We start from the raw sequence: 18,697 nt of genomic DNA, 5'->3' as shown, positions 1-18,697 counted from the left end.
TGCTGACGTACGCAAGGGGCCGGTGATGTCACCAGCCCCAAACGCCCCAGTATCAAACACAGGGATCATGCGTCGCGGCACCGGGGACCGCGAGTCGGTCGCATTGTCCGGACATTGCGACGAACTCGGGCCCGTGGAACAGGGCTGAGCAGGGCTGTTACGGCCGTACGAGGAGCTGGAACTCGAAGGAATAGCGGCTGGGCCGGTAGATGTGGTCGCCGAACTCGACCGCGCGGCCGGTGTCGTCGAAGGTCGTGCGCTGCATGGTGAGCAGCGGGGCGCCTTCCTCCTCGGCGAGCCGCTCGGCCTCGGCGGCGGTGGCGGCGCGGGCGCCGATGGACTGGCGGGCGCTGTGCAGGGTGATCCCGGCGGCGCGCATCAGCCGGTACAGGCCGGTGGCCTCCAGCTGGGCGGTGTCCAGGTCGAACAGGCCGGTGGGCAGGTAGTTGCACAGGTACGCCATCGGCTCGCCGTGCGCGAGGCGCAGCCGCTCAACCTGGTGCACATCCGCGCCCTCGGTGACGCCGAGCGCGGCGGCGACCTCGGCGGACGCCGGCACGAGCGTGTTGACGACCACCTTGGTCGCGGGGCGCTGACCGGCGGCCTCCAGGTCGTCGTAGAGGCTGCTGAGCTCCAGCGGGCGCTTGACCTGGCTGTGGACGACCTGGGTGCCGACTCCGCGGCGGCGCACCAGCAGGCCCTTGTCGACGAGCGACTGGATGGCCTGGCGGACGGTGGGCCGCGACAGGCCGAGGCGCGCGGCGAGTTCGATCTCGTTGCCCAGCAGGCTGCCGGGGGTGAGCGCTCCGTGCTCGATCGCGGCTTCCAGCTGCTGGGACAGCTGGAAGTACAACGGCACCGGACTGCTCCGGTCCACACTGAGGTCGAGCGACACGGTCGGGTCCACTTCTGGTTTCGGCACGGGGCGAGCGTAGCTCCGTGGCCGGTTGACGGGAAGTCGTGTAGTTCGGTTGTCCGGACATACGGATTGACAGGGTGCGGATACGGCCGCACTTTGTTCCCATGCGCATCGGAGTCATCGGTACGGGCCGCATCGGCACCATCCATGCGAACACACTCAGCCGGCACCGTGAGGTCGGTTCGCTGATCCTCACGGACGCGGACCCCGCGCGGGCCCAGGGGCTGGCCCTGCGGCTCGGCGAGACGGCGGCGCCCGGAGTGGACGAGATCTTCAAGTGGGGCGTGGACGCCGTGGTGATCACGACGGCGACATCGGCGCACGCCGAACTGATCGGCCGGGCGGCGCGCTCGGGGCTGCCGGTGTTCTGCGAGAAACCCATCGCGCTCGACCTGCCCGGCACGCTCCAGGCGATCGCCGAGGTCGAAACGGCCGGAACGGTTCTGCAGATGGGCTTCCAGCGCCGTTTCGACGCCGGCTACGCGGGGGCCCGCGAGGCCGTGGGCTCCGGCCGGCTCGGGCGTCTGCACACGGTCCGGGCGCTGACCAGCGACCAGGCGCCGCCGTCGGCCGCGTATCTGCCGCTGTCCGGCGGGCTGTACCGGGACACCCTCATCCATGACTTCGACGTGCTGCGCTGGGTGACGGGGCGCGAGGTGGTCGACGTGTACGCGGCCGGGTCGGACGCGGGGCCCGCGATGTTTCGCGAGGCGGGGGACGTGGACACCGCGGCGGTGGTCCTCACGCTCGACGACGGCGCACTCGCCACGGCGACCGCGACCCGGCTGAACGGCGCCGGCTACGACGTACGCATGGAGCTGGCCGGAGAGCGGGACACGATCGTCGTCGGTCTGGACGACCGCACGCCGGTCACGTCCACCGAGCCGACCGGACCGCCGGCCGCGGACAAGCCGTGGCCCGGTTTCCTGGAACGCTTCGGGCCCGCCTACGAGGCGGAGCTGGTGGCGTTCGTGGATGTGGTCCGGGGCGAGCGGGCCAACCCCTGCGACGGCCGCGAGGCCCTGCAGGCGCTGCGGATCGCGGAGGCCTGCGAGGTGTCCCGGCGCGAGCGCAGACCCGTGCGGTTGGCGGAGCTCCCGGGCGGGCACGGGACGGCGGCGGTCTGACACCTACCAGCGCACCGGCAGACTGCGCATGCCGCGGATCAGCGTGCCCGGCAGCCAGTCGCCGGGTGGGCCGTCGAGGGTGAGGTCGGGGGCGCGCTCCAGGAGTGCGCGGATCGCCGTGCGCGCCTCCAGGCGGGCCAGAGGGGCGCCCAGGCAGAAGTGGATGCCGTGGCCGAAGGCGACATGGCCACGGCTGTCGCGGCGGATGTCGAAGCGCTCGGGGTCGGGATAGCGGTCCTCGTCCCGGTCCGCGGCGGCGAGGGAGACCATCACCGGCTCGCCCGCCTCGATCCGGACACCGGCTATCTCCAGGGGCTCGGCGGCGTACCGGAACGTCGCGTTCTCGATCGGCCCCTCGTAGCGCAGCATCTCCTCGACCGCACCGTCGATCAGGTTCATGTCGGCCCGGAGCGCGGCGAGTTGGTCGGGGTGGGTGAGCAGGGCGTGGACGCCGCTGGTGATGAGGTTGACCGTGCTCTCGTAGCCCGCGATCAGCAGGATGAAGGCCATGCCGCGCAGTTCGTCCAGGGAGGGCCGCTCGCCGTCCTCGACGGTGGAGTGGATGACGTCGCTGAGCAGGTCACCGCTCGGGCCCGCGGCCCGCTTGTCCGCGATGAGGTCGGTGAAGTACGCGCCGAGGCCGACGAAGGCGTCGTGCTCGGCGCCCGGACGGCTGGGCGCGATCGACTCCGTGGCCATCTCGCGGAACTCGGCCCGGGACATCTCGGGCGCGCCGATCAGTTCACAGATGACCGTGAGCGGAAGCGGGAGCGCGAACGACGCCACCAAGTCGGCGCGGCCGTGCCGCAGCATCGTGTCGAGCAGGTCGTCGGTGATCTGCTGGATCCGCGGGCGCAGTTCCTCCACGCGGCGGAGGGTGAACGAGCGGGAGATCAGGCCGCGCAGCCGGGTGTGCTGGGGCGGGTCGGTGCTCAGCAGGGTCTTGCCGATCAGGCTCTCGTCCAGCGCCGGGGTGCCGATCTTGGCGCCGTCCTTGGCCAGCCGGGGGTCGGCCAGCGCCGCCCGCGCCTCCTCGTAGCCGACGACCAGCCAGGTCTCCGACTGCCATTCGGGCGGCCGGACCCGGTGGACGGGCCCCTTGGCGCGCAGGCCCGCGTACACCGGATGCGGATTGCGCCGGAAGTCCGCGCCCAGCGCGCCCAGATCGACGTAGCCGCTCATGACCTCTCCCCCTCGGACGCCCCCGCGTCGCCTTCCCGGCGCTCGTCGGCGCCCGAGGCTAGTGCCCGTCGCTATCCGATTCCTCGAACGTCTCCGCCTCGTCGTCGAGGAGCCCCGCGTCGTACGCCAACAGTGCGATCTGCACCCGGTTGTTGAGGTCGAGCTTGGTCAGGATGCGGGAGACGTGGGTCTTCACGGTGGCGACGCTCATGTAGAGGCCGGCGGCGATCTCCGCGTTGGCCAGGCCCCGGCCGACCGCGACGGCGACCTCGCGCTCGCGGTCGTTGAGGTCGGCGATGCGGGTACGCGCACGCGTGCGGCGGAGGTCGGCGGCGGTGCCGGCCGCGTGCTCCATCAACTGCCGGGTCACGGTGGGCGAGAGGACGGGATCGCCGGCCGCGACGCGCCGCACCGCCTCGACGATCTCGGCGGGCGGGGTGTCCTTGAGGACGAACCCGGCGGCGCCCGCGCGCAGGGCTCGCAGGACCTGGTCGTCGGCGTGGAAGGTGGTGAGCAGGACGACCTGCGGGGCGTCCGGGCGGCTCCGCAGCCGTTCCGTGGCGGTCAGGCCGTCCACCGAGGGCATCCGGATGTCCATCAGGACGACGTCCGGGCGGGTGCGCTCGACGAGTTCCCCGACCTCGGCGCCGTCGGAGGCCTCGCCGACGATCTCGATGTCGTCCGCGCCGCCCATCATCAGGGCCAGACCCGCCCGCACCAGCGGGTCGTCGTCGACGAGGAGCAGTCTGATCGCAGTCATGGGCCTTACGTAATCATGCCTGCCGGGCCGGGACGCGCACGGTGCGGCTAGATTGCGGAACCGAGCATCCAAGGAGGGGGAATTCCTTGCGTTACCGACTTCTGGGCCGTACCGGGCTGCGTGTGTCCGAGCTGTTCCTCGGGGCCATGACCTTCGGCGAGCAGGGCGGGGTGGGTACGCCGCCGGAGGAGTGCGCGCGGATCCTCGACGCGTACGCCGAGGCCGGCGGCAATGTCGTCGACACGGCCGTCAACTACCGCGACGGGCTGAGCGAGACGATCGTCGGTGAGCTGCTGAAGGGGCGGCGCGACCGGTTCGTGCTGTCCACGAAGTACACCTGCTCGCGCGACGGCGAGGACCCGAACGCCGCGGGCAACCACCGCAAGAACCTGACGCTGTCGCTGGAGACGAGCCTGCGCCGGCTCGGCACCGACTACATCGACGTCTACTGGGTGCACATCTGGGACCGCAACACGCCCGTCGAGGAGACGATGCGCGCCCTCGACGACGCCGTGCGCTCGGGCAAGGTGCTGTACATCGGGATCTCGGACGCCCCGGCCTGGCTGGTGTCGCGCGCCAACACCCTGGCGGAGCTGCGGGGTTGGACGGAGTTCGCCGCGCTCCAGGTGCCCTACAGCCTGCTGAACCGGGACATCGAGCGGGAACTGCTGCCGATGGCCGAGGCGTTCGGGATGTCGGTGGCGGCCTGGAGCCCCTTGCAGGGCGGGATCCTGTCCGGCAAGTACACGCGGCCGGGTGGCGTCGGCGCGGGCGAGTCCGCGCGGCTGGCCGCGGACTCGGTCGGCGAGCGCGAGCACACCGTGGCGCGGGCCGTGCAGTCGGCGGCGGACGAGCTCGGCGTGTCCCCGTCGCAGGTCGCCCTCGCCTGGACCATGGCGCACTCCCCCGCCGTGCACCCGATCATCGGCGCACGGCGGGTCGAGCAGCTCGAAGACAATCTGGGGGCGGCCGAACTCGCCCTGCCCGCCGAGGTGGTGAGCAGGCTGGAGGAGACCACCGGCTTCCGGCTCGGCTTCCCCGCCGAGTTCATCGACGGCACCTCGCCGTGGGTGTACGGGGCGGCGGGGCAGCGCGTGGTGCCCCGCCGGGTGCGCTGATGTCTCAGGCGCGGACGACCACGCCGTAACGGGTGCGCAGGCGGTGCAGTTCCCAGCGGACCACCGCCGTCACCGAGGCCGGGCCGGCGAGGACGGCGAGGATCTGGACGACCGGAGGGCCGGGCGGAAGTCCGCCCGCCGCCAGGCTGATGAGCGCGAACTCCCAGACCAGAACGGCGGTGAGCAGGGCCGGCAGCGCGGCGTGGACGCCCGCGGAGTTGAACCCGCTGCGCACGGCGGGCCCGGTGGCGAACCAGATGAAGAACAGCAGCCAGAAGAAGGGCAGGGTCAGCGCCAGCATCAGCCAGGGGAAGCCGGACCCGGTCGTGTCCACGGCGGTGTTCTCCTCGGCCAGGGCGATCGCGACGACGTACAGCGGTATGCCGGTCACCGCGGCCACGTACCACAGGGCCGCACGTCCGGCGGCGCGCAGCCGCGGCCGCATCTGGGCCTTCGCCTCGGGCGACGCCCAGCGGAACAGGACGGCGATCACCACGGGGGCGCTCAGGAGCAGCAGCGGCGGAGTGACCGCCAGCCGCATGAAGTACTGCTCCTGCGCCACGCTGATGTCCTCGGGTTTGCCGTACATGACCAGCAGTCCGAGGGACATGAGGGCCGCCGTCCAGGCCCGCGCGCGCTGCACGCGCACGACGTCCGGGTCCTCGATACGGCGGTGTCCGCGCGGCGGGAAGAGCCGGTGCGCCTGGCTGCGGGCCGAGCGGGCGAAGACGTATCCGGCCATCAGCGGCAGGCTCACGAACCAGGTGCAGGGCATCAGGATCAGCCCCCAGGCACAGCCGTGGATCCGGGGCCGACCGGCCCGCAACAGCACGCGCAGCGGCGGCCATTCGGCGCCCCGAAGACCGCCGAGCAGGCCCCACAGGGAAGTGGGCGGCTGCGGCTGCGGGACGTAGGGCTGGGGGCCGTAGGGGTGGGGCTGCGGCGGGACGTACGGTCCGGGGTACGGGGGCGGCGGGTACGGTCCTCCGTTCGGCGGCCCTGGCGGCGGTGGCGGGTACGGGTTGTAGGGTCCCCCGAAACTCACGCTGCTGTTCCTTCCGGTGCCGGTGGGGCTGTGGGCTGCTCAAAGGTGAGCCATACGTTCACTCAAGTCAACCGGCTTCACACGCGGTTGGGTGCGCACGACCGGACGGCAACCCGGAAACGCCCCGCACCCACCCCGTCGACCCTGGCAAGATCATCGCATGCGCACCGTGTACGCCCTGTTCGTAGGCATCAACGACTACCCCGACCCTTCGCAACGACTGCGCGGCTGCGTCAACGACGTCCAGGCGGCGGAGAGTTGGCTCCGTCACCGGAGCGGGACGTCGCCCGTGGTCCGGACGCTGCGCGACGGCCGGGCCTCCCGGGCGGCGGTGCTGGAGGGCATCGAGGAGCACCTCGGGCACAGCCGCAAGGGGGACACCGCCCTGTTCTGGTTCAGCGGGCACGGCAGCGAGTACCGCACCGACGATCCGCGTGAGGCGACCGGCTGGGCCCAGGCGCTGGTGTGCCACGACAGCCTGGCACCCGGTGGACAGCCGCTGCTCCAGGACACCGAACTCGGTGCGCTGCTCGACGACATCGCGGCGCGGGGCGTCCATGTCCTGGCGGTCCTCGACTGCTGCCACGCGGGCGGCGCGACCCGTACGGGCCCCCTCGCCCGCGGCGTGGACTGGCAGCCCTGGTGGCGGCTGCCCGACGCCTCCCGCGACCCCGGCGGCAAGGGTCCCGAGGCCGCCCGGCACGTGCTGCTCGCGGCCTGCCGTCCCCGCGAGCGTGCTCACGAGTACGACCTGGGGGACGGACAGGTCCGCGGCTATTTCAGCCACGCACTGGTGCGCGCGCTGGACCGGCTGGGCCCGACGGCCACGTACGGCGCGTTGCACGCGCTGACCGACGAACCGGTGCGGGCGCTCACCCCTTTCCAGCACCCCGAGCTGCGCGGCCCGGAGGACGGCTTGGTCCTGTCCGGCGAATCGGCCGGAGGCCCGCCGTTCCTGCTGCGGCACACCGCGCTCGGCTGGGAGATCAACTGCGGTCAGGCGCACGGGCTGCGGGCGCCCGGCGCCGAGTTCACGCTCCTCGACGGACCCGCGTCGCGCACGGTCGTCGTACGCCAAGTACGCCCCGAGACCTGCCTGGTGGAACCTGAGGGCTGGCAACCCGGCCCGGCGGACCGGGAGTCGGTGCATGCCGTGACGCCGACGGCGCTGGCGTTCGCGCCGGCCGCCGTGACGCTGTCCGGGGACCCTGACTGGGTCGAACTGCTCTCGGCGGCCATGGCGCACGAGCCCTTGCTCGCCCTTGGCGGGGACGGGCTGCCCCTGCGCGTGGACGCCGCGAGCGGGTGGGCGCGGGTGTCGGGCGGCGTCGGGGAGCCCGTCGACCTTCCGCTGCTGACCCTCGCGAACGCGGACCGGGTCGTCGACTGCCTGGTGCACCTCACCCGTTGGCATCACCTTCTGGATCTGCACAACCCCGACGCGTGGCTGTCGTCGCTCGTCCGGATCACCGTCGAGGAGACGCCGGTGGGACGGGTGGAGCACTCGGCGGACGGCGAGATCGTCTGCTCGTACACGCCGGACGGCCGGGAACCGGAGGTGAAGGTCGCCGTCCACAACATGTCGAACCGGCAACTGTGGTGCGTACTACTGAATCTGACGGATCGTTACGGGAGTTCCCCCCACCTGTACGAGGGGGACTTCGTCGCGCCCGGCAGGGCGGGGCTCGCCCGGCACGGCGACCACGTGTGGCTGCGGCTGCCGCCGGGGCGGGCGCTGATGCGGGGGGCCTTCGCCCGGGACTGGTTCAAGGTGATCGTGACCGAGCACGAGCTGAACCTCGCGCCGTTCCGGCTGCCCGTCTGGTCCCCGGACGTCCCCAAGGGTTCGCGCACGGAGACCGCCCCAACCGGCGGCGGGCTGCTGCGGCTCGCTCCGTCGGCGTCCGGGCGGGACGCCGGCGGCCCGGCGCACGACGTGGGCCGTTGGGGAACGGCCCAGGTCGTGGTGCGTACGCAGGTGACCTGACCGGGGTCACCAGCCCAGGTGGGTGAAGCCCGCCCACGCCGTCAGGTCGTCGCCGTCGATCCGGCCGACACGGTCCCGCAGATGGGAGGGCATACCGGACGGCGGCCGGCGCCGGTCGTCCAGCATCCACAACTGGGCGCTGCGCAGGGCCGCCCCGGGCGTCAGGCCGTCGCGGATCATGAAGTGGTGGGTCATGTACATCAGCAGGGACGTCGCCTCGTCCGGCACCGGCCACAGTGAGCCGATCACGGAGCGGGCACCGGCGACGAGGAACGCGGTGGAGAGGCTGTACGCCTCGTCGTAGCCGCGTCCCGACACATTGGTGCGGCAGGCCGCGAGGACGACCAGCTCCAGCTCCGGGAAGCGGCGGGTGCCCTCGGTCAGCTCCTCGGCCGCCAACTGGCCGCCGGACAGGGAGAGATAGGCGCTGTGCCGCTCGCCCTGGCGCACCACGCCGTGGCAGGCGAGGTGCAGCAGTCCGCCGCGCTGCCGGTGCAGCCAGTCGGTGACGGCGGCGGGCGTGGCGGTGCCGGGGCCGAGGAGGTCGCCGTGCGGGTGGAAGGCGCGGTGGATGGCCTCGGCCTCCTCGCCCGCGTGGTACAGGTCGCGGGTGGGGTTGCCGACGACGAGGGCCTGCCGGGCTGCGGCGGCGGGCCGGGCGGCGACCTCGCACAGCAGACGGGCGGAGGGCAGGTAGGAGAGGTCCGCCTCCTGGCAGGCGTGGCGGTGGCCCCGGCCGGGCAGCCGGGCCGCGTGCCAGGGCACGGCGCCGAGTTCCGCCATGGGCACCAGCACCACGGAGGGCACCCGGCCGTAGCCACGCGGGAGGTGCTTCAGCAGCGGCTGCATCACCGCCGTACCGGCCCAGTCGCACAGTCGCTCCAGGGCGGCGCGGCTGACCTCGGTGCGGGGTGGTGGCGGGGCGGCCGGTTCGGTGGGCGGGCCGCCTGCGTCGCGGCCGGGGGTGCCGGTGGCACGGTAGGACGCCAGTTCCGGTGCCTCGACGAGGAGTTGGGGCAGGGGCAGGGAGCGGGTGCTGCCGTCGGCGGAGACGATCAGCGCCTGGCCCTCGTCGGCGCGCCGGCCGAAGAACACCCGGTCCGTCAGGCTCGGCTCCTCCGCGCTGCCGGGGACGAGGTAGACGAGGGCCGTGGCGCCCATGGCGCGCAGGGCCGCGCCGATCTCCTCGGGTGACGGGGCGCCCAGCAGCCGCTGCCGCAGCGGGGACGCGGCGAGGGCCTGGAGAACGCGACGGCGCAGCCTGCTGGACGGGCCGGAGAGCGGGACCTGTCCCCCGAGCGTCAGCCCGGCCTCCGGCTCGGGCGCGACCACGGCGCCCGCCCGGCGCCACTCGTCGGCGAGTTCGTCCTGGCCCAGTGCGGTCAGCAGGTCGGGCACGGTGGTCGCCACGGTCGCCGCGTGCAATGCGAGTCCGCGTCCGGCGTCCAGGGCGCGGACGGCGTCGGCGTGGGCGCCGTCGGCGATGCACCACCGGGCCACGTCGAGCGCGTTCTCGCCCGCGCGCCGGGCGGTCTCGGCGGCGTGGGCGGTACCGGACTGGAGAATGCCCTGCCAGGCGGCCGCCCGCAGGGAGTCGAGGCCGATGCGCCGGGACGCCTCGTGGTTGCGGCGCTTGGCGTCCCGGTCGCGCGGGTGCAGCAGGTCGCCGCGGAACCGGTAGGCCATGGCGAGGGACATCCCGGTGTTGCCCCACGTCGGGTGCTCCGGTCCGCCGGACAGCCGCAGGGCGTGCCGCAGCCAGGCGATGCCCTGGTCGAGGTGGTGGGGGCAGTCGGGCCGGGGGGCGATGGCCATGATGCCGAGCATGCAGTGGGCCATGCCGAGCGTGCCGGCGTTGCGGAGCCACCGCTCGTCGTCGGGCTCCAGCAGGTCCATGGACTCCTCGACGAGTCCGAGCGCCTCGATGGTGCCCCGGTGGTCCCCGGCGAACAGGGCCCGTGCCGCTCGCGCGAGCCCCACGTCGCCGAGCCGGTCGGCACGGGCGTTCCGCGGGAGTACGTCGATCTGCCGGCGCACCTCGGCCAGCGGGGCCGCGGGCGGAAAGTCCTCCGCGGTGAGGTCGCCGCCCGTGCGGCGGGCGCGCAGGATGGTCAGGTTGCTGCGGGCCGCGTCGAGGTAGGCCTCCAGGTTGGGCCGGTCCATCTGATCGGGCGTCATCCGGGCGAGGGCGGCCTCCATCTCGGAGATGCGCAGGGCCAGTTCCGCCTCGTTTTCGCGCCGAGTGGCCTGGTGGGAGCGGTACATGGCCAGTTGCGCGGACATGGCCAGGCGCTGCTGCTCGTTGAACGCCGGTGAGTCGGAGAGCCGGGCCAGGTCCTCCACGGCCGAGTCGAAGTCGTCCTCACCGCCGCCGAGCTGGGCGAGGGTGCAGCGGACCGCCGCATGGGACACCTCGACCATGTCCCGCTCGGGGCTGCCGGGGGCCATCATGGCGCGGGCCTCCTCCAGCCGGACGAGCGCCGCCTCCAGGTCGGCGGGCTCGCTCAGCTGCTGCATCGCGGCCATGCCGCTGGCGCCGAGGATGCCGGCCTGCCAGGGCTGGTCCTGCGGCCCGTACTGCCGTGCCTCGCGCAGGAGTTCCTGCTCCCGTTGGGCGTCGACGACCCGCTGGTCGAATGCCAGATGAGGCAGCAGAGCGACGATCTGCCCGGCACGCATCCCGGACAGCACGGTGCCCCGGGGCAGCGCCTTCCAGTCCTCGTACAGCCTGTCGTATGCCTCGCGGCCGCTGGCGCAGCCCAGGTGGTCGAGGACCACGGAGGTGATCCGGGCCATGTCCTGGGCGTCGTTCAGCCCCTGACGCGCGCTCAGCTGAATCTCGTAGAGGAGCGCTTGCAAGTCGTAGACCTTCTGCGGCACGTCAGTTGTTCCGTTCCGGCCGCCGGGGTGCGGCCTGTGTCCTGTACGGGGCGAGCACGCCGTTGAGCCAGCTCTCGCCCTCCTCGGTTGCGAAGTCCACGGAGGGCGCGCCCGTCGGTTCGAGGAGCGGTGGACCGCCGCGGTCGTCGAAGAGGACGGCGACCCGGTCGGCGGGCTCGCGTTTGGAGGGCCATACGAAGCCCTGCGCCCAGGGTTTGGTCTGCCGGCGGATCCAGTGTCCCCAGTCGCGGGTCTGCGGGTAGTCCGCGCCCTCGGTGTGCACCAGCCAGGTGTCCTGCGCGACCGCCGCGAGGTCCGCGCCGGACATCAGCGACACCACCTCGATGTCGGCGGCCAGCCGCAGGAAGGACAGACTGCGCCGTTCGAACGCGACGCGGGGCAGCAGCCGCGGGCTTCCGTCGCCGTCGAAGGGCAGCGAGCGCAGCAGCACCTCACTGACGGCGGCGCCGACGCCGAAGCCGACGTAGAGGTAGCCGTACGGGTCGTGAGGAGTGCTGTCGAACCGGCCACCGTAGTAAAAGGGGTGCGAGGGGCGGGAGTTGAACGCCGTCGGAGCGCGGTGGGTGGAGTGGACCCGGTAGACGGGGGTGCCGGCACGCAGGACCGCGCGGGTGGGCTCACCGGGCAGGGACTCGGGGGGCGGGTACTTGCCCATCGGCTACTCCCCCTCTCCGTCGGCGGCCAAGTATCGTGCCGCGCCCAGCAGTTCCTCGTCCCGTCCGCGGCCCAGCAGGGCGGCCGGGGTGCCGGCCCACCAGGTCGTGGCGGACAGCCACCAGTCGGCCGCGCCCCAGGGGTCGGCGTCGGCGCGCAGTACTGCGTTGACCTCCGGCACGATCCGCCACGGCATCGTCCCGGCCTCGAACTGGAACAGCGGGAGCCGTCTGCGGCCGTCCTCGCCGGACAGCGCGATCAGCCGCGGGTCGGCGTCCGGCCACCACTCCAACGCGGGCTGCGCGAGCAGGCGTTCGCGTACGGGGCCCAGGACCGGGCCGACCATCGGGTTGCCGTCGAGCACGAGCATGCACAGGTCGGCGGCGGCGAACCCCTCGTACAGGGCCGACGCGGGCGCGCCCGCGAACCGCCCCGGGTCGCCGTCCTGCCGCAGCCGGGCGGCCTCCTCGGCCGGGAGCGCGTCGAGGACGGCCCGGGCCGCCCGTTCGGCGACCGCGTCCCGGTCGGCACCGGCCGCCCGCAGTTCGGCGAGCGGGCCGTCGAGGGCCTGCCGGGCGCCGGGGCCGAGCAGCCGTGACAGCCTGCCGAAGTCGGCCGCGAACGCGGCAAGCACGATGAAGGGGTTCACCAGCGCCCTCTCTCTTCGCTCTCCAGTAACTCAAGCGCCACCGTCAGCCGCACCCGCCCTCCGTCTCCCCCGAACGCCGGCTCGCCCCGAGGACGTCCGCGATCAGGTCGGCGAGCAGCGGTCTGCGGACGACCAGGTGCAGGTCGCGGTGCGGGGCCGTGGCCAGCGCGGACCACAGGGCGCTCACGCTGCTCTGCGGCCCCAGCCCGCCGCGCCCCGCGCCGAGCAGGGGGAAGCAGATCGAGTGCAACGGCGGGGCGTGGGCGTCGCGTTCCTCGTCCATGAGGGCCAGCGCGCGGGCCGCGGCGCCGGCGACGTCCTGCGGGGTGACGTCGTAGTCGTTGGTGCCGGGCCGGGGAACGGCGACGGCCGCGTGGTAGATACGGCGGACTCCGCGCCCGGCGAGGGTTCCCGGCCCGGTCGGCGCGACGGTGCCGGGGAGCACGGGGCGTCCCGAGACCCCGTTCTCCCGGCGCCACGCGGCCAGTTCCTCGTGCAGCGGGTCGGCGATCACGTCGCCCCGGGCGTCGCGGACGGCACCGGCGCGGCGCAGTGCGGCCGGTACGGAGGCCTTGAACATCTCGGGCAGGGCGAGGTGGGTGTTGGCGGGCGAGACGATCACGTCCACGTTCCGGACGAGTTCCACGGGGTGCACATGGAGGGTGACGCCGATCGGTCCGACGCGCAGGGTGCGGTGTTGCAGGTGCGGTGCGAGGAGGGCGGGGCCGCTGCCCGGGGCGCGCCGCGCGCCGGTGCCGGCGAGCCAGCACACCTGCTCGGCGATCTGGCCGAGGACCATCTCCTCCTGGCTCTTGCGGAACCGTTCGACGCTGACGCTGTACGCCCGTGCGGCGAGCCTGCGCCGGTCCGCCGCCGGGCGGTCGCGCATCCCGGGGGCCAGGCCGAGCGTGTACTCGGCCGCCGTCTGGAGGGCGCCCCCGCCGAGCCGGTCCACCGCGGACCGCAGCAGGTTCTCGACCTCGACGGGCCAGGCGTCGGTGACCGCGCCGGAGTGCGGGGCGGCTGCCCGCCGCAGCAGCGGAAGGTCCAGGTCTCGGATCCGGACCAGGCCCTCCACCCGGACCATCTTCACCTCCCTGAGAACCGACGCGGCCTCGAACTCCGGAGCACCAGGAGACATGACGCCCATGATCGTGCGATTGCCACACCGGCCACAAGTGCCGCAGGGCACGCTAGCGGGCGCCGGGTACCGCGGGGGCGGTATGACCGGTCGTCATCCGGGCGGGATCCGGGCGGAGTTGGGCCGCATCTCAGACCCCGCGCGGCCAACGCGACGCCCACCCGGTCGTCTCAGCCCCCGCAAGCGGACAACGCGACACCCACCCGGGGGTCTCAGGCCCCGCAAGCGGACAAACGCGACGCCCACCCGTGGCCTCCCACCCGGCCACCGAGAAACCGAGCGCCGCCCTCACCCCCACGGCAGCCACGCCCGCACCTCGAAGCCGCCGTCCGTCGTCGGACCGTGTTGCAGGGTGCCGCCGAGCGGAATCCTGGCGGAGTTCGGCCGCGCATCAGGCCCCGCGCGGCCAACGCGACGCCCACCCGGTCGTCTCAGCCCCCGCAAGCGGACAACGCGACACCCACCCGCGGTCTCCCACCCCGCCACCGAGAACCGAGCACCGCCCTCACCCCCACGGCAGCCACGCCCGCACCTCGAAGCCGCCGTCCGTCGTCGGACCGTGTTGCAGGGTGCCGCCGGTCAGTGTGGCGCGTTCTGTGAGGCCGATCAGGCCCTGGCCGGAGCCGGGGACGGGTGGTGCCTCGCCCTCCGGGGCGGGGTTGCGGACGCAGACCGTCAGGCCCTCGCCGGGGGTGCCGGTGACCGACACGGTGACCTCCGTGCCGGGGGCGTGCTTGCGGGCGTTGGTCAGGCCTTCCTGGGCGATGCGGTAGGCGGTGCGGCCGACGGAGGCGGGGACGGCGGCCGGGTCGGTGACGCGGTTGACGAGGGTGACCTTCATGCCGGCCTCGCGGGACTCGGCGGCCAGCGCCTCCAGCGCGCCGAGGGTCGGCTGGGGGCGGCTCGCGTCCTCGCGGTCCCCCGCCCGCAGCACGCCGATGATCTCCCGCAGGTCCTGGAGGGCGTCGTGGGCGCTCTCGCGGATCACGCCGGCCGCCCGCGCGATCTCGTCGCGGGGCGCGTCCGGCCGGAACTCCAGCGCGCCCGCGTGCACGCTCAGCAGCGTCAGCCGATGGGCGAGGACGTCGTGCATCTCCCGCGCGATGGCTTCCCGCGCCAGCCGCTGCGCCTGCTCGGCGCGCAACTGCGCCTCGGTCTCGGCGCGCCGGGCGCGGTCGCGCAGGCTGAGCATGAGCTGCCGCTTGGAGCGTACGAACATGCCCCAGCCGACGACCGCCCCGGTCAGCACCGCACTGAGGAAGAGCACCCAGCCGTACGGGATCTCGGGGTCGGGGCGGAGCCAGTAGAAGAGCGGGGTCAGCGCCAGGGCGATGCCGCTCACCCAGGCCACGTACCGGAAGGGCCGGTGCACGGCGAGGGTGAACGCCGCGACGAGGGCCGCCCCGCCCGAGGTACTGGAGACGAAACCGACGGGGATCATCGCCACGGCGAGCCCGAGCGGCCAGCGGCGGCGCAGCCAGACCGCCCCGCAGGACAGCGCGCCGAGCAGCTGGTCGACGGCGACGAGGGGCTCCGGGAGGTTCTCCTGCTGCATCGAGTCCGCGGCCGTCAGGCCGATGAAGACGGCCAGCAGGAAGCAGCAGAAGTCGACGGCCCAGTCGCGCGCGGTGCGGCGGGGCCGCCGCCCGGGCCGCTCGCCGTCGGGGTCGAGCTGCGTCACCACGGCCGAGGGCAGCAGCCAGCGCCGCTCGACGAAGGCCTGCGGTTCGGGCGTCGGTGTGTCACCACTCACGGTCGACAAATCTACGCAGACACGGCCCGCGTCACCCTCCCTCGGCCGGGATCACCGACCAAAGTCGTGGCACCGGAGACTTTCGGCGCACCCCGCCAAGGGCGGCCGCCGACTTCCGTCGGGCAGCGCTCGCCCCGCGGCCGATGTGCGTGGGGGGTCCGCGGGGCGAGGGTCCTCATATGAAGCAGGTGCTGGAGATTCTTGGATTCATCGCCCTGGTGCAGGGCGTCGCCGGTCTGGTGCACGAGTTCACCAGTTGGGACTGGGGCTTCGTGCAGCGAGTCGGCTTCCTCGACGGCTACGAGATCTACGCGAGCGTCACCCTGCTCGTGCTGGCGTTCGCATTGTTCGCCGCCGCGGAGAGCCGGAGGTCCGGCTGAACACGGACCGGACCTCCGGACCGGCCGGCCGACTCAGCAGTCGTAGTCGATCAGGTCGAACGACTCGTAGTGGTCGGCCGTGTAGTAGTCCTCCTGGTACTCCTCACCGGTGACGATGCGGCGGGCGCCGCGGGTGGAGGAGCCGGGGGTCTTGACCGTGTACTCGTGGTAGTAGCCGGAGGACTGGCTGGGCAGGATGCCTTCCCGGTTGTAGAAGACGGACCCGTCCTGCGAGTACGGGTAGGGGCCGCCCTGCTCGATCAGTTCGAGCGTGTCGTACGCCTGGGAGGGCAGGTCGCCGTAGCAGATGCTGCCGACCGCGGCGGCCGCCGGAGTGGCGGTGACGGTGCCGCCGACGAGGAGGGCGGACAGGACGGCCGCCGCGGCGCCGATGCGAGTGATACGTGGGGGGAATCTCATGGCTTCATGATGACGCGCGTAGACAGTGGCATGTCAATGACAACTCCGGAGATTTTTCCCGTCAAGTCCGATGAGTTTTCGGGGAGTTAACCTGCCGCCCGGCCCGTTCACGCGAACCGGGCGGCAGCACGCTCAGGCGTCCTCGGGCAGGTCGAAGGAGCCGTACTCCGGCCGGCCCGCCACGTCGTACGTCTGGATGGAGACGCCGGAGGAGGTGATCAGGCCGCCGGTGTGCCGGAAGGCGGTCGGCAGGGCGCCCTCCTGGAACAGGCGGCGGCCCGCGCCCAGCACCACCGGGAAGGTCACCAGGTGGAGGGTGTCGACGAGGTCCAGGGCCAGCAGGGAGTGCAGCAGGGCGCCGCTTCCGTGGACCTGGAGCTGGCCGTCGGTGCGCTCCTTGAGGGCGGTGACCTCCTTGGCCAGATCGCCCCCGATGACGGTGGTGCCGGCCCACTCCGGGTCGGTGAGCGTGGCGGAGGCTACGTACTTCGGCAGGGCGTTGAGCTTGGCGGCGACCGGGTCGGCCGGGTCGGTCACCTTGGGCCAGTACCAGGCGAAGATGTCGTACGTACGGCGGCCGAGGAGGAAGGCGCTGACGTCACCGAAGACCCCGGTGATGAACTGCCCGAAGTCGTCGTCGGCGTAGGGGACGACCCAGCCGCCCTGCTCGAAGCCGTCCCGGGTGTCCTCCTGGGGGGCGCCGGGTCCCTGGTAGACGCCGTCGAGGGTGACGAAGATCGTGGAGACGAGCCTGCCCATGGCGGGTACCTGCTTCCTGGTGCGGGGTCTGTTGTCATCACCTCAGACCCCGCGCACCCGCGCAACTCATCGGTTCACCCGGCGTGGGTGGAGAACAGACCGCCCGTCGGACCCTGCTTGTCGCCGCCCTGGGCCTTCTTCAGGGCGTTGGCGAGGCTCTCGATGGTCAGGGACTGCAGGATGACCCGGCCGTTGCCCTCCAGGGTGGCCAGGGACAGTCCCTCGCCGCCGAAGACGGCGTTCATCATGCCCTGGCGGTTCAGGCCGCCGACGCGCTGGACGCCGTACTGGATGCCCTCCTCGAAGGCGACGACGCAGCCCGTGTCGACCTCGATGCGGCCGCCGAAGTCGGCCGGGTTGAGGTCGATGAAATTGCCCGCACCCGCGATGATCACGGTGCCGCGGCCGGTGAACTTCTCCAGGACGAAGCCCTCGCCGCCCTTCATGCCGGTCTTGCCGCCCTGGAAGGCGATGCCGAAGTCGACGGTGGACTCGGCGGCGACGAAGGCGTCCTTCTCCGCGAACCACGCGCGTGTGCCGTCCAGCTCCAGGGCGCGCATCTCGCCGGGGAGCACGCCGGCGAAACCGACGGTGCCCTCGCCGCCCTGGGCGGTGAAGTACTGGAACGCCAGCGACTCGCCCGCGAGGACGCGCTGGCCGACCTGCATGGCGGTGCCCATGGCCTGGCGGAGCATGCCGCCCATGCCGCCGCCCGTGCCGCCGCCCTGCGGCTGCTGATCGCCGCCGTTCGACGGGCCGGTCAGGCGGGTCTCCATGGTCACGTTGGTGGTCTTGAAGAGGAACTTGCCCGCCTCGCAGTAGACGGTCTGGCCGGGGTTCAGGCTGACGACCGCCATCTGCATGGCGTTGCCGACGATTTCTTGCTGAAGAGTCACGACGGGGGAACGCGCGAGGTGGAGGAGGAAGTTCCGGCCTCTGGATCTCCGTGTCCGTTCGCCGCCAGCGCGGTGGCCGCGCGGCGGCTGGGATGGGGTCATGACTTCTTACGGAGATCTCGACGGCAAGGTGGCTCTGGTGACCGGCGGCAGCCGGGGTATCGGGGCGGCGACGGCGCTGCGGCTGGCGCGCGAAGGGGCGTCCGTGGCCGTGACGTACGTCCATGGCAAGGAGGCGGCCGACGACGTCGTTCGGGGCGTCGAGGCGCTCGGGCGGCGGGCGGTGGCCCTGCGGGCGGACTCCGCGGACGCGGAGGAGGCGGCCGGGGCGGTGGAGCGTACGGTCGCGGCGCTGGGTGGGCTGGACGTGCTGGTGAACAACGTCGGCGTCGGGCTGCTCGGGCCGCTGGAGAGCCTGTCCCTCGACGACGTGGACCGGGTGCTCGCGGTGAACGTGCGCGGGGTGTTCCTGGCCTCGCAGGCGGCGGCCGCGCGGATGGCTGACGGCGGGCGGATCATCACGATCGGGTCGTGCATGGTGCGGCGGGTGCCGGGGCCCGGTGGCGTGCTGTACGCGATGAGCAAGTCCGCGCTGGTCGGGCTGACGAAGGCGCTCGCCCGGGAGCTCGGGCCGCGCGGCATCACGGCGAACGTCGTCCATCCCGGGCCCATCGACACGGACATGAACCCGGCCGACGGGCCCTACGCCCCCGCCCAGGCGGCGATGACGGCGCTGGGGCGGTTCGGGCGGGCGGAGGAGGTGGCCGGGGTGGTCGCCTGCCTGGCCGGGGCGGGGTATGTGACGGGGGCGGAGTTCGCGGTGGACGGGGGGCATGCGGCGTGATGCCGCGGGGGTTGTTTCGCCCCCGCCGCCCTTACCCGTCCCATCCTCCAGGGGCTGCCGCCCCTTCGACCCCGCCCCAGGGGGCTCCGCCCCCTGGACCCCCGCTCCTCAAACGCCGGAGGGGCTGAATTCAGCCCCTCCGGCGTGGGGTCTGGGGGCGGC

The 18,697-nt window shown here is 73.0% G+C and carries 17 protein-coding genes; 5 read left to right on the top strand and 12 right to left on the bottom strand.

Annotation, left to right across the window (positions count from 1 at the left end):
- Positions 1-157 precede the first annotated feature (157 nt).
- Positions 158-895, bottom strand: coding sequence for a GntR family transcriptional regulator (locus AB0Q90_RS36035; RefSeq protein WP_363158694.1), 738 nt, complete (start codon positions 893-895; stop codon positions 158-160).
- A 128-nt stretch (positions 896-1,023) separates the two neighbouring features.
- On the opposite strand from AB0Q90_RS36035, the gene AB0Q90_RS36030 reads away from it, so the two are divergent.
- Positions 1,024-2,046 (top strand): Gfo/Idh/MocA family oxidoreductase, encoded by a 1,023-nt coding sequence (locus tag AB0Q90_RS36030; protein ID WP_363158461.1) that lies wholly within the window; start codon positions 1,024-1,026, stop codon positions 2,044-2,046.
- A 3-nt stretch (positions 2,047-2,049) separates the two neighbouring features.
- Here AB0Q90_RS36030 and AB0Q90_RS36025 read toward each other — a convergent pair whose 3' ends face one another.
- Complete coding sequence (locus AB0Q90_RS36025) at positions 2,050-3,228, bottom strand: cytochrome P450 (RefSeq protein ID WP_363158462.1); 1,179 nt, start codon at positions 3,226-3,228, stop codon at positions 2,050-2,052.
- Between the two features lie 58 nt (positions 3,229-3,286).
- Positions 3,287-3,988, bottom strand: coding sequence for a response regulator transcription factor (locus AB0Q90_RS36020; protein WP_363158463.1), 702 nt, complete (start codon positions 3,986-3,988; stop codon positions 3,287-3,289).
- Positions 3,989-4,074: 86 nt separating this feature from the next.
- Here AB0Q90_RS36020 and AB0Q90_RS36015 point away from each other — a divergent pair, with 86 nt between their 5' ends.
- Positions 4,075-5,106: an aldo/keto reductase gene (locus tag AB0Q90_RS36015; protein WP_363158464.1), complete on the top strand. Its 1,032-nt coding sequence runs from the start codon at positions 4,075-4,077 to the stop codon at positions 5,104-5,106.
- Between the two features lie 4 nt (positions 5,107-5,110).
- On the opposite strand, the gene AB0Q90_RS36010 is transcribed toward AB0Q90_RS36015, so the two are convergent.
- The gene (locus AB0Q90_RS36010) at positions 5,111-6,151 is read right to left on the bottom strand and encodes a hypothetical protein (RefSeq protein WP_363158465.1); all 1,041 of its coding nucleotides are present in this window, start codon (positions 6,149-6,151) and stop codon (positions 5,111-5,113) included.
- A gap of 160 nt (positions 6,152-6,311) precedes the next feature.
- Here AB0Q90_RS36010 and AB0Q90_RS36005 point away from each other — a divergent pair, with 160 nt between their 5' ends.
- Positions 6,312-8,138 carry a caspase family protein gene (locus AB0Q90_RS36005; RefSeq protein ID WP_363158466.1) on the top strand — a complete coding sequence of 609 codons (1,827 nt, stop codon included), beginning with the start codon at positions 6,312-6,314 and terminating at the stop codon, positions 8,136-8,138.
- Between the two features lie 6 nt (positions 8,139-8,144).
- Here the strand turns inward: AB0Q90_RS36005 and AB0Q90_RS36000 are convergent, their stop codons facing one another.
- The 5 genes from AB0Q90_RS36000 to AB0Q90_RS35980 form a co-directional block, all read right to left on the bottom strand.
- Positions 8,145-11,018: a CHAT domain-containing protein gene (locus AB0Q90_RS36000; protein WP_363158467.1), complete on the bottom strand. Its 2,874-nt coding sequence runs from the start codon at positions 11,016-11,018 to the stop codon at positions 8,145-8,147.
- A gap of 1 nt (position 11,019) precedes the next feature.
- Positions 11,020-11,694 (bottom strand): RES family NAD+ phosphorylase, encoded by a 675-nt coding sequence (locus tag AB0Q90_RS35995; protein WP_363158468.1) that lies wholly within the window; start codon positions 11,692-11,694, stop codon positions 11,020-11,022.
- Between the two features lie 3 nt (positions 11,695-11,697).
- A complete protein-coding gene (locus AB0Q90_RS35990) occupies positions 11,698-12,342 on the bottom strand; it encodes a hypothetical protein (RefSeq protein WP_363158469.1) in 645 nt (214 codons plus the stop codon).
- A gap of 43 nt (positions 12,343-12,385) precedes the next feature.
- Positions 12,386-13,483 (bottom strand): hypothetical protein, encoded by a 1,098-nt coding sequence (locus AB0Q90_RS35985; RefSeq protein ID WP_363158470.1) that lies wholly within the window; start codon positions 13,481-13,483, stop codon positions 12,386-12,388.
- Positions 13,484-13,988: 505 nt separating this feature from the next.
- Positions 13,989-15,236, bottom strand: a complete 1,248-nt coding sequence (locus AB0Q90_RS35980; protein WP_363158471.1) for a histidine kinase — start codon at positions 15,234-15,236, stop codon at positions 13,989-13,991.
- A gap of 179 nt (positions 15,237-15,415) precedes the next feature.
- On the opposite strand from AB0Q90_RS35980, the gene AB0Q90_RS35975 reads away from it, so the two are divergent.
- A complete protein-coding gene (locus AB0Q90_RS35975; protein ID WP_363158472.1) occupies positions 15,416-15,616 on the top strand; it encodes a hypothetical protein in 201 nt (66 codons plus the stop codon).
- Positions 15,617-15,649: 33 nt separating this feature from the next.
- Here AB0Q90_RS35975 and AB0Q90_RS35970 read toward each other — a convergent pair whose 3' ends face one another.
- The 3 genes from AB0Q90_RS35970 to AB0Q90_RS35960 all read right to left on the bottom strand — a co-directional run bounded on the left by AB0Q90_RS35970 (position 15,650) and on the right by AB0Q90_RS35960 (position 17,691).
- Positions 15,650-16,036, bottom strand: coding sequence for a ribonuclease domain-containing protein (locus AB0Q90_RS35970; RefSeq protein ID WP_363158473.1), 387 nt, complete (start codon positions 16,034-16,036; stop codon positions 15,650-15,652).
- Positions 16,037-16,168: 132 nt separating this feature from the next.
- Entirely contained in the window at positions 16,169-16,795 is a 627-nt protein-coding gene (locus tag AB0Q90_RS35965; RefSeq protein ID WP_363158474.1) for a dihydrofolate reductase family protein, read from the bottom strand.
- A gap of 74 nt (positions 16,796-16,869) precedes the next feature.
- Positions 16,870-17,691: an AIM24 family protein gene (locus AB0Q90_RS35960; RefSeq protein WP_363158475.1), complete on the bottom strand. Its 822-nt coding sequence runs from the start codon at positions 17,689-17,691 to the stop codon at positions 16,870-16,872.
- Positions 17,692-17,791: 100 nt separating this feature from the next.
- Between AB0Q90_RS35960 and AB0Q90_RS35955 the strand changes: the two genes are divergently transcribed.
- Positions 17,792-18,535: an SDR family oxidoreductase gene (locus tag AB0Q90_RS35955; RefSeq protein ID WP_363158476.1), complete on the top strand. Its 744-nt coding sequence runs from the start codon at positions 17,792-17,794 to the stop codon at positions 18,533-18,535.
- Positions 18,536-18,697 lie beyond the last annotated feature (162 nt).

The sequence above is a fragment of the Streptomyces sp. NPDC079141 genome, assembly GCF_040686775.1.
GTDB lineage: Bacteria > Actinomycetota > Actinomycetes > Streptomycetales > Streptomycetaceae > Streptomyces.
This window is presented reverse-complemented; position numbering and strand designations above follow the sequence as displayed.

Coding starts and splice junctions, on each gene's coding strand:
- AB0Q90_RS35955 (WP_363158476.1), top strand. CDS start 17,792: ATGACTTCTTACGGAGATCTCGACGGCAAGGTGGCTCTGGTGACCGGC.
- AB0Q90_RS35975 (WP_363158472.1), top strand. CDS start 15,416: ATGAAGCAGGTGCTGGAGATTCTTGGATTCATCGCCCTGGTGCAGGGC.
- AB0Q90_RS36005 (WP_363158466.1), top strand. CDS start 6,312: ATGCGCACCGTGTACGCCCTGTTCGTAGGCATCAACGACTACCCCGAC.
- AB0Q90_RS35970 (WP_363158473.1), bottom strand. CDS start 16,036: ATGAGATTCCCCCCACGTATCACTCGCATCGGCGCCGCGGCGGCCGTC.
- AB0Q90_RS36025 (WP_363158462.1), bottom strand. CDS start 3,228: ATGAGCGGCTACGTCGATCTGGGCGCGCTGGGCGCGGACTTCCGGCGC.
- AB0Q90_RS35995 (WP_363158468.1), bottom strand. CDS start 11,694: ATGGGCAAGTACCCGCCCCCCGAGTCCCTGCCCGGTGAGCCCACCCGC.
- AB0Q90_RS35985 (WP_363158470.1), bottom strand. CDS start 13,483: ATGTCTCCTGGTGCTCCGGAGTTCGAGGCCGCGTCGGTTCTCAGGGAG.
- AB0Q90_RS36020 (WP_363158463.1), bottom strand. CDS start 3,988: ATGACTGCGATCAGACTGCTCCTCGTCGACGACGACCCGCTGGTGCGG.
- AB0Q90_RS35965 (WP_363158474.1), bottom strand. CDS start 16,795: ATGGGCAGGCTCGTCTCCACGATCTTCGTCACCCTCGACGGCGTCTAC.
- AB0Q90_RS36030 (WP_363158461.1), top strand. CDS start 1,024: ATGCGCATCGGAGTCATCGGTACGGGCCGCATCGGCACCATCCATGCG.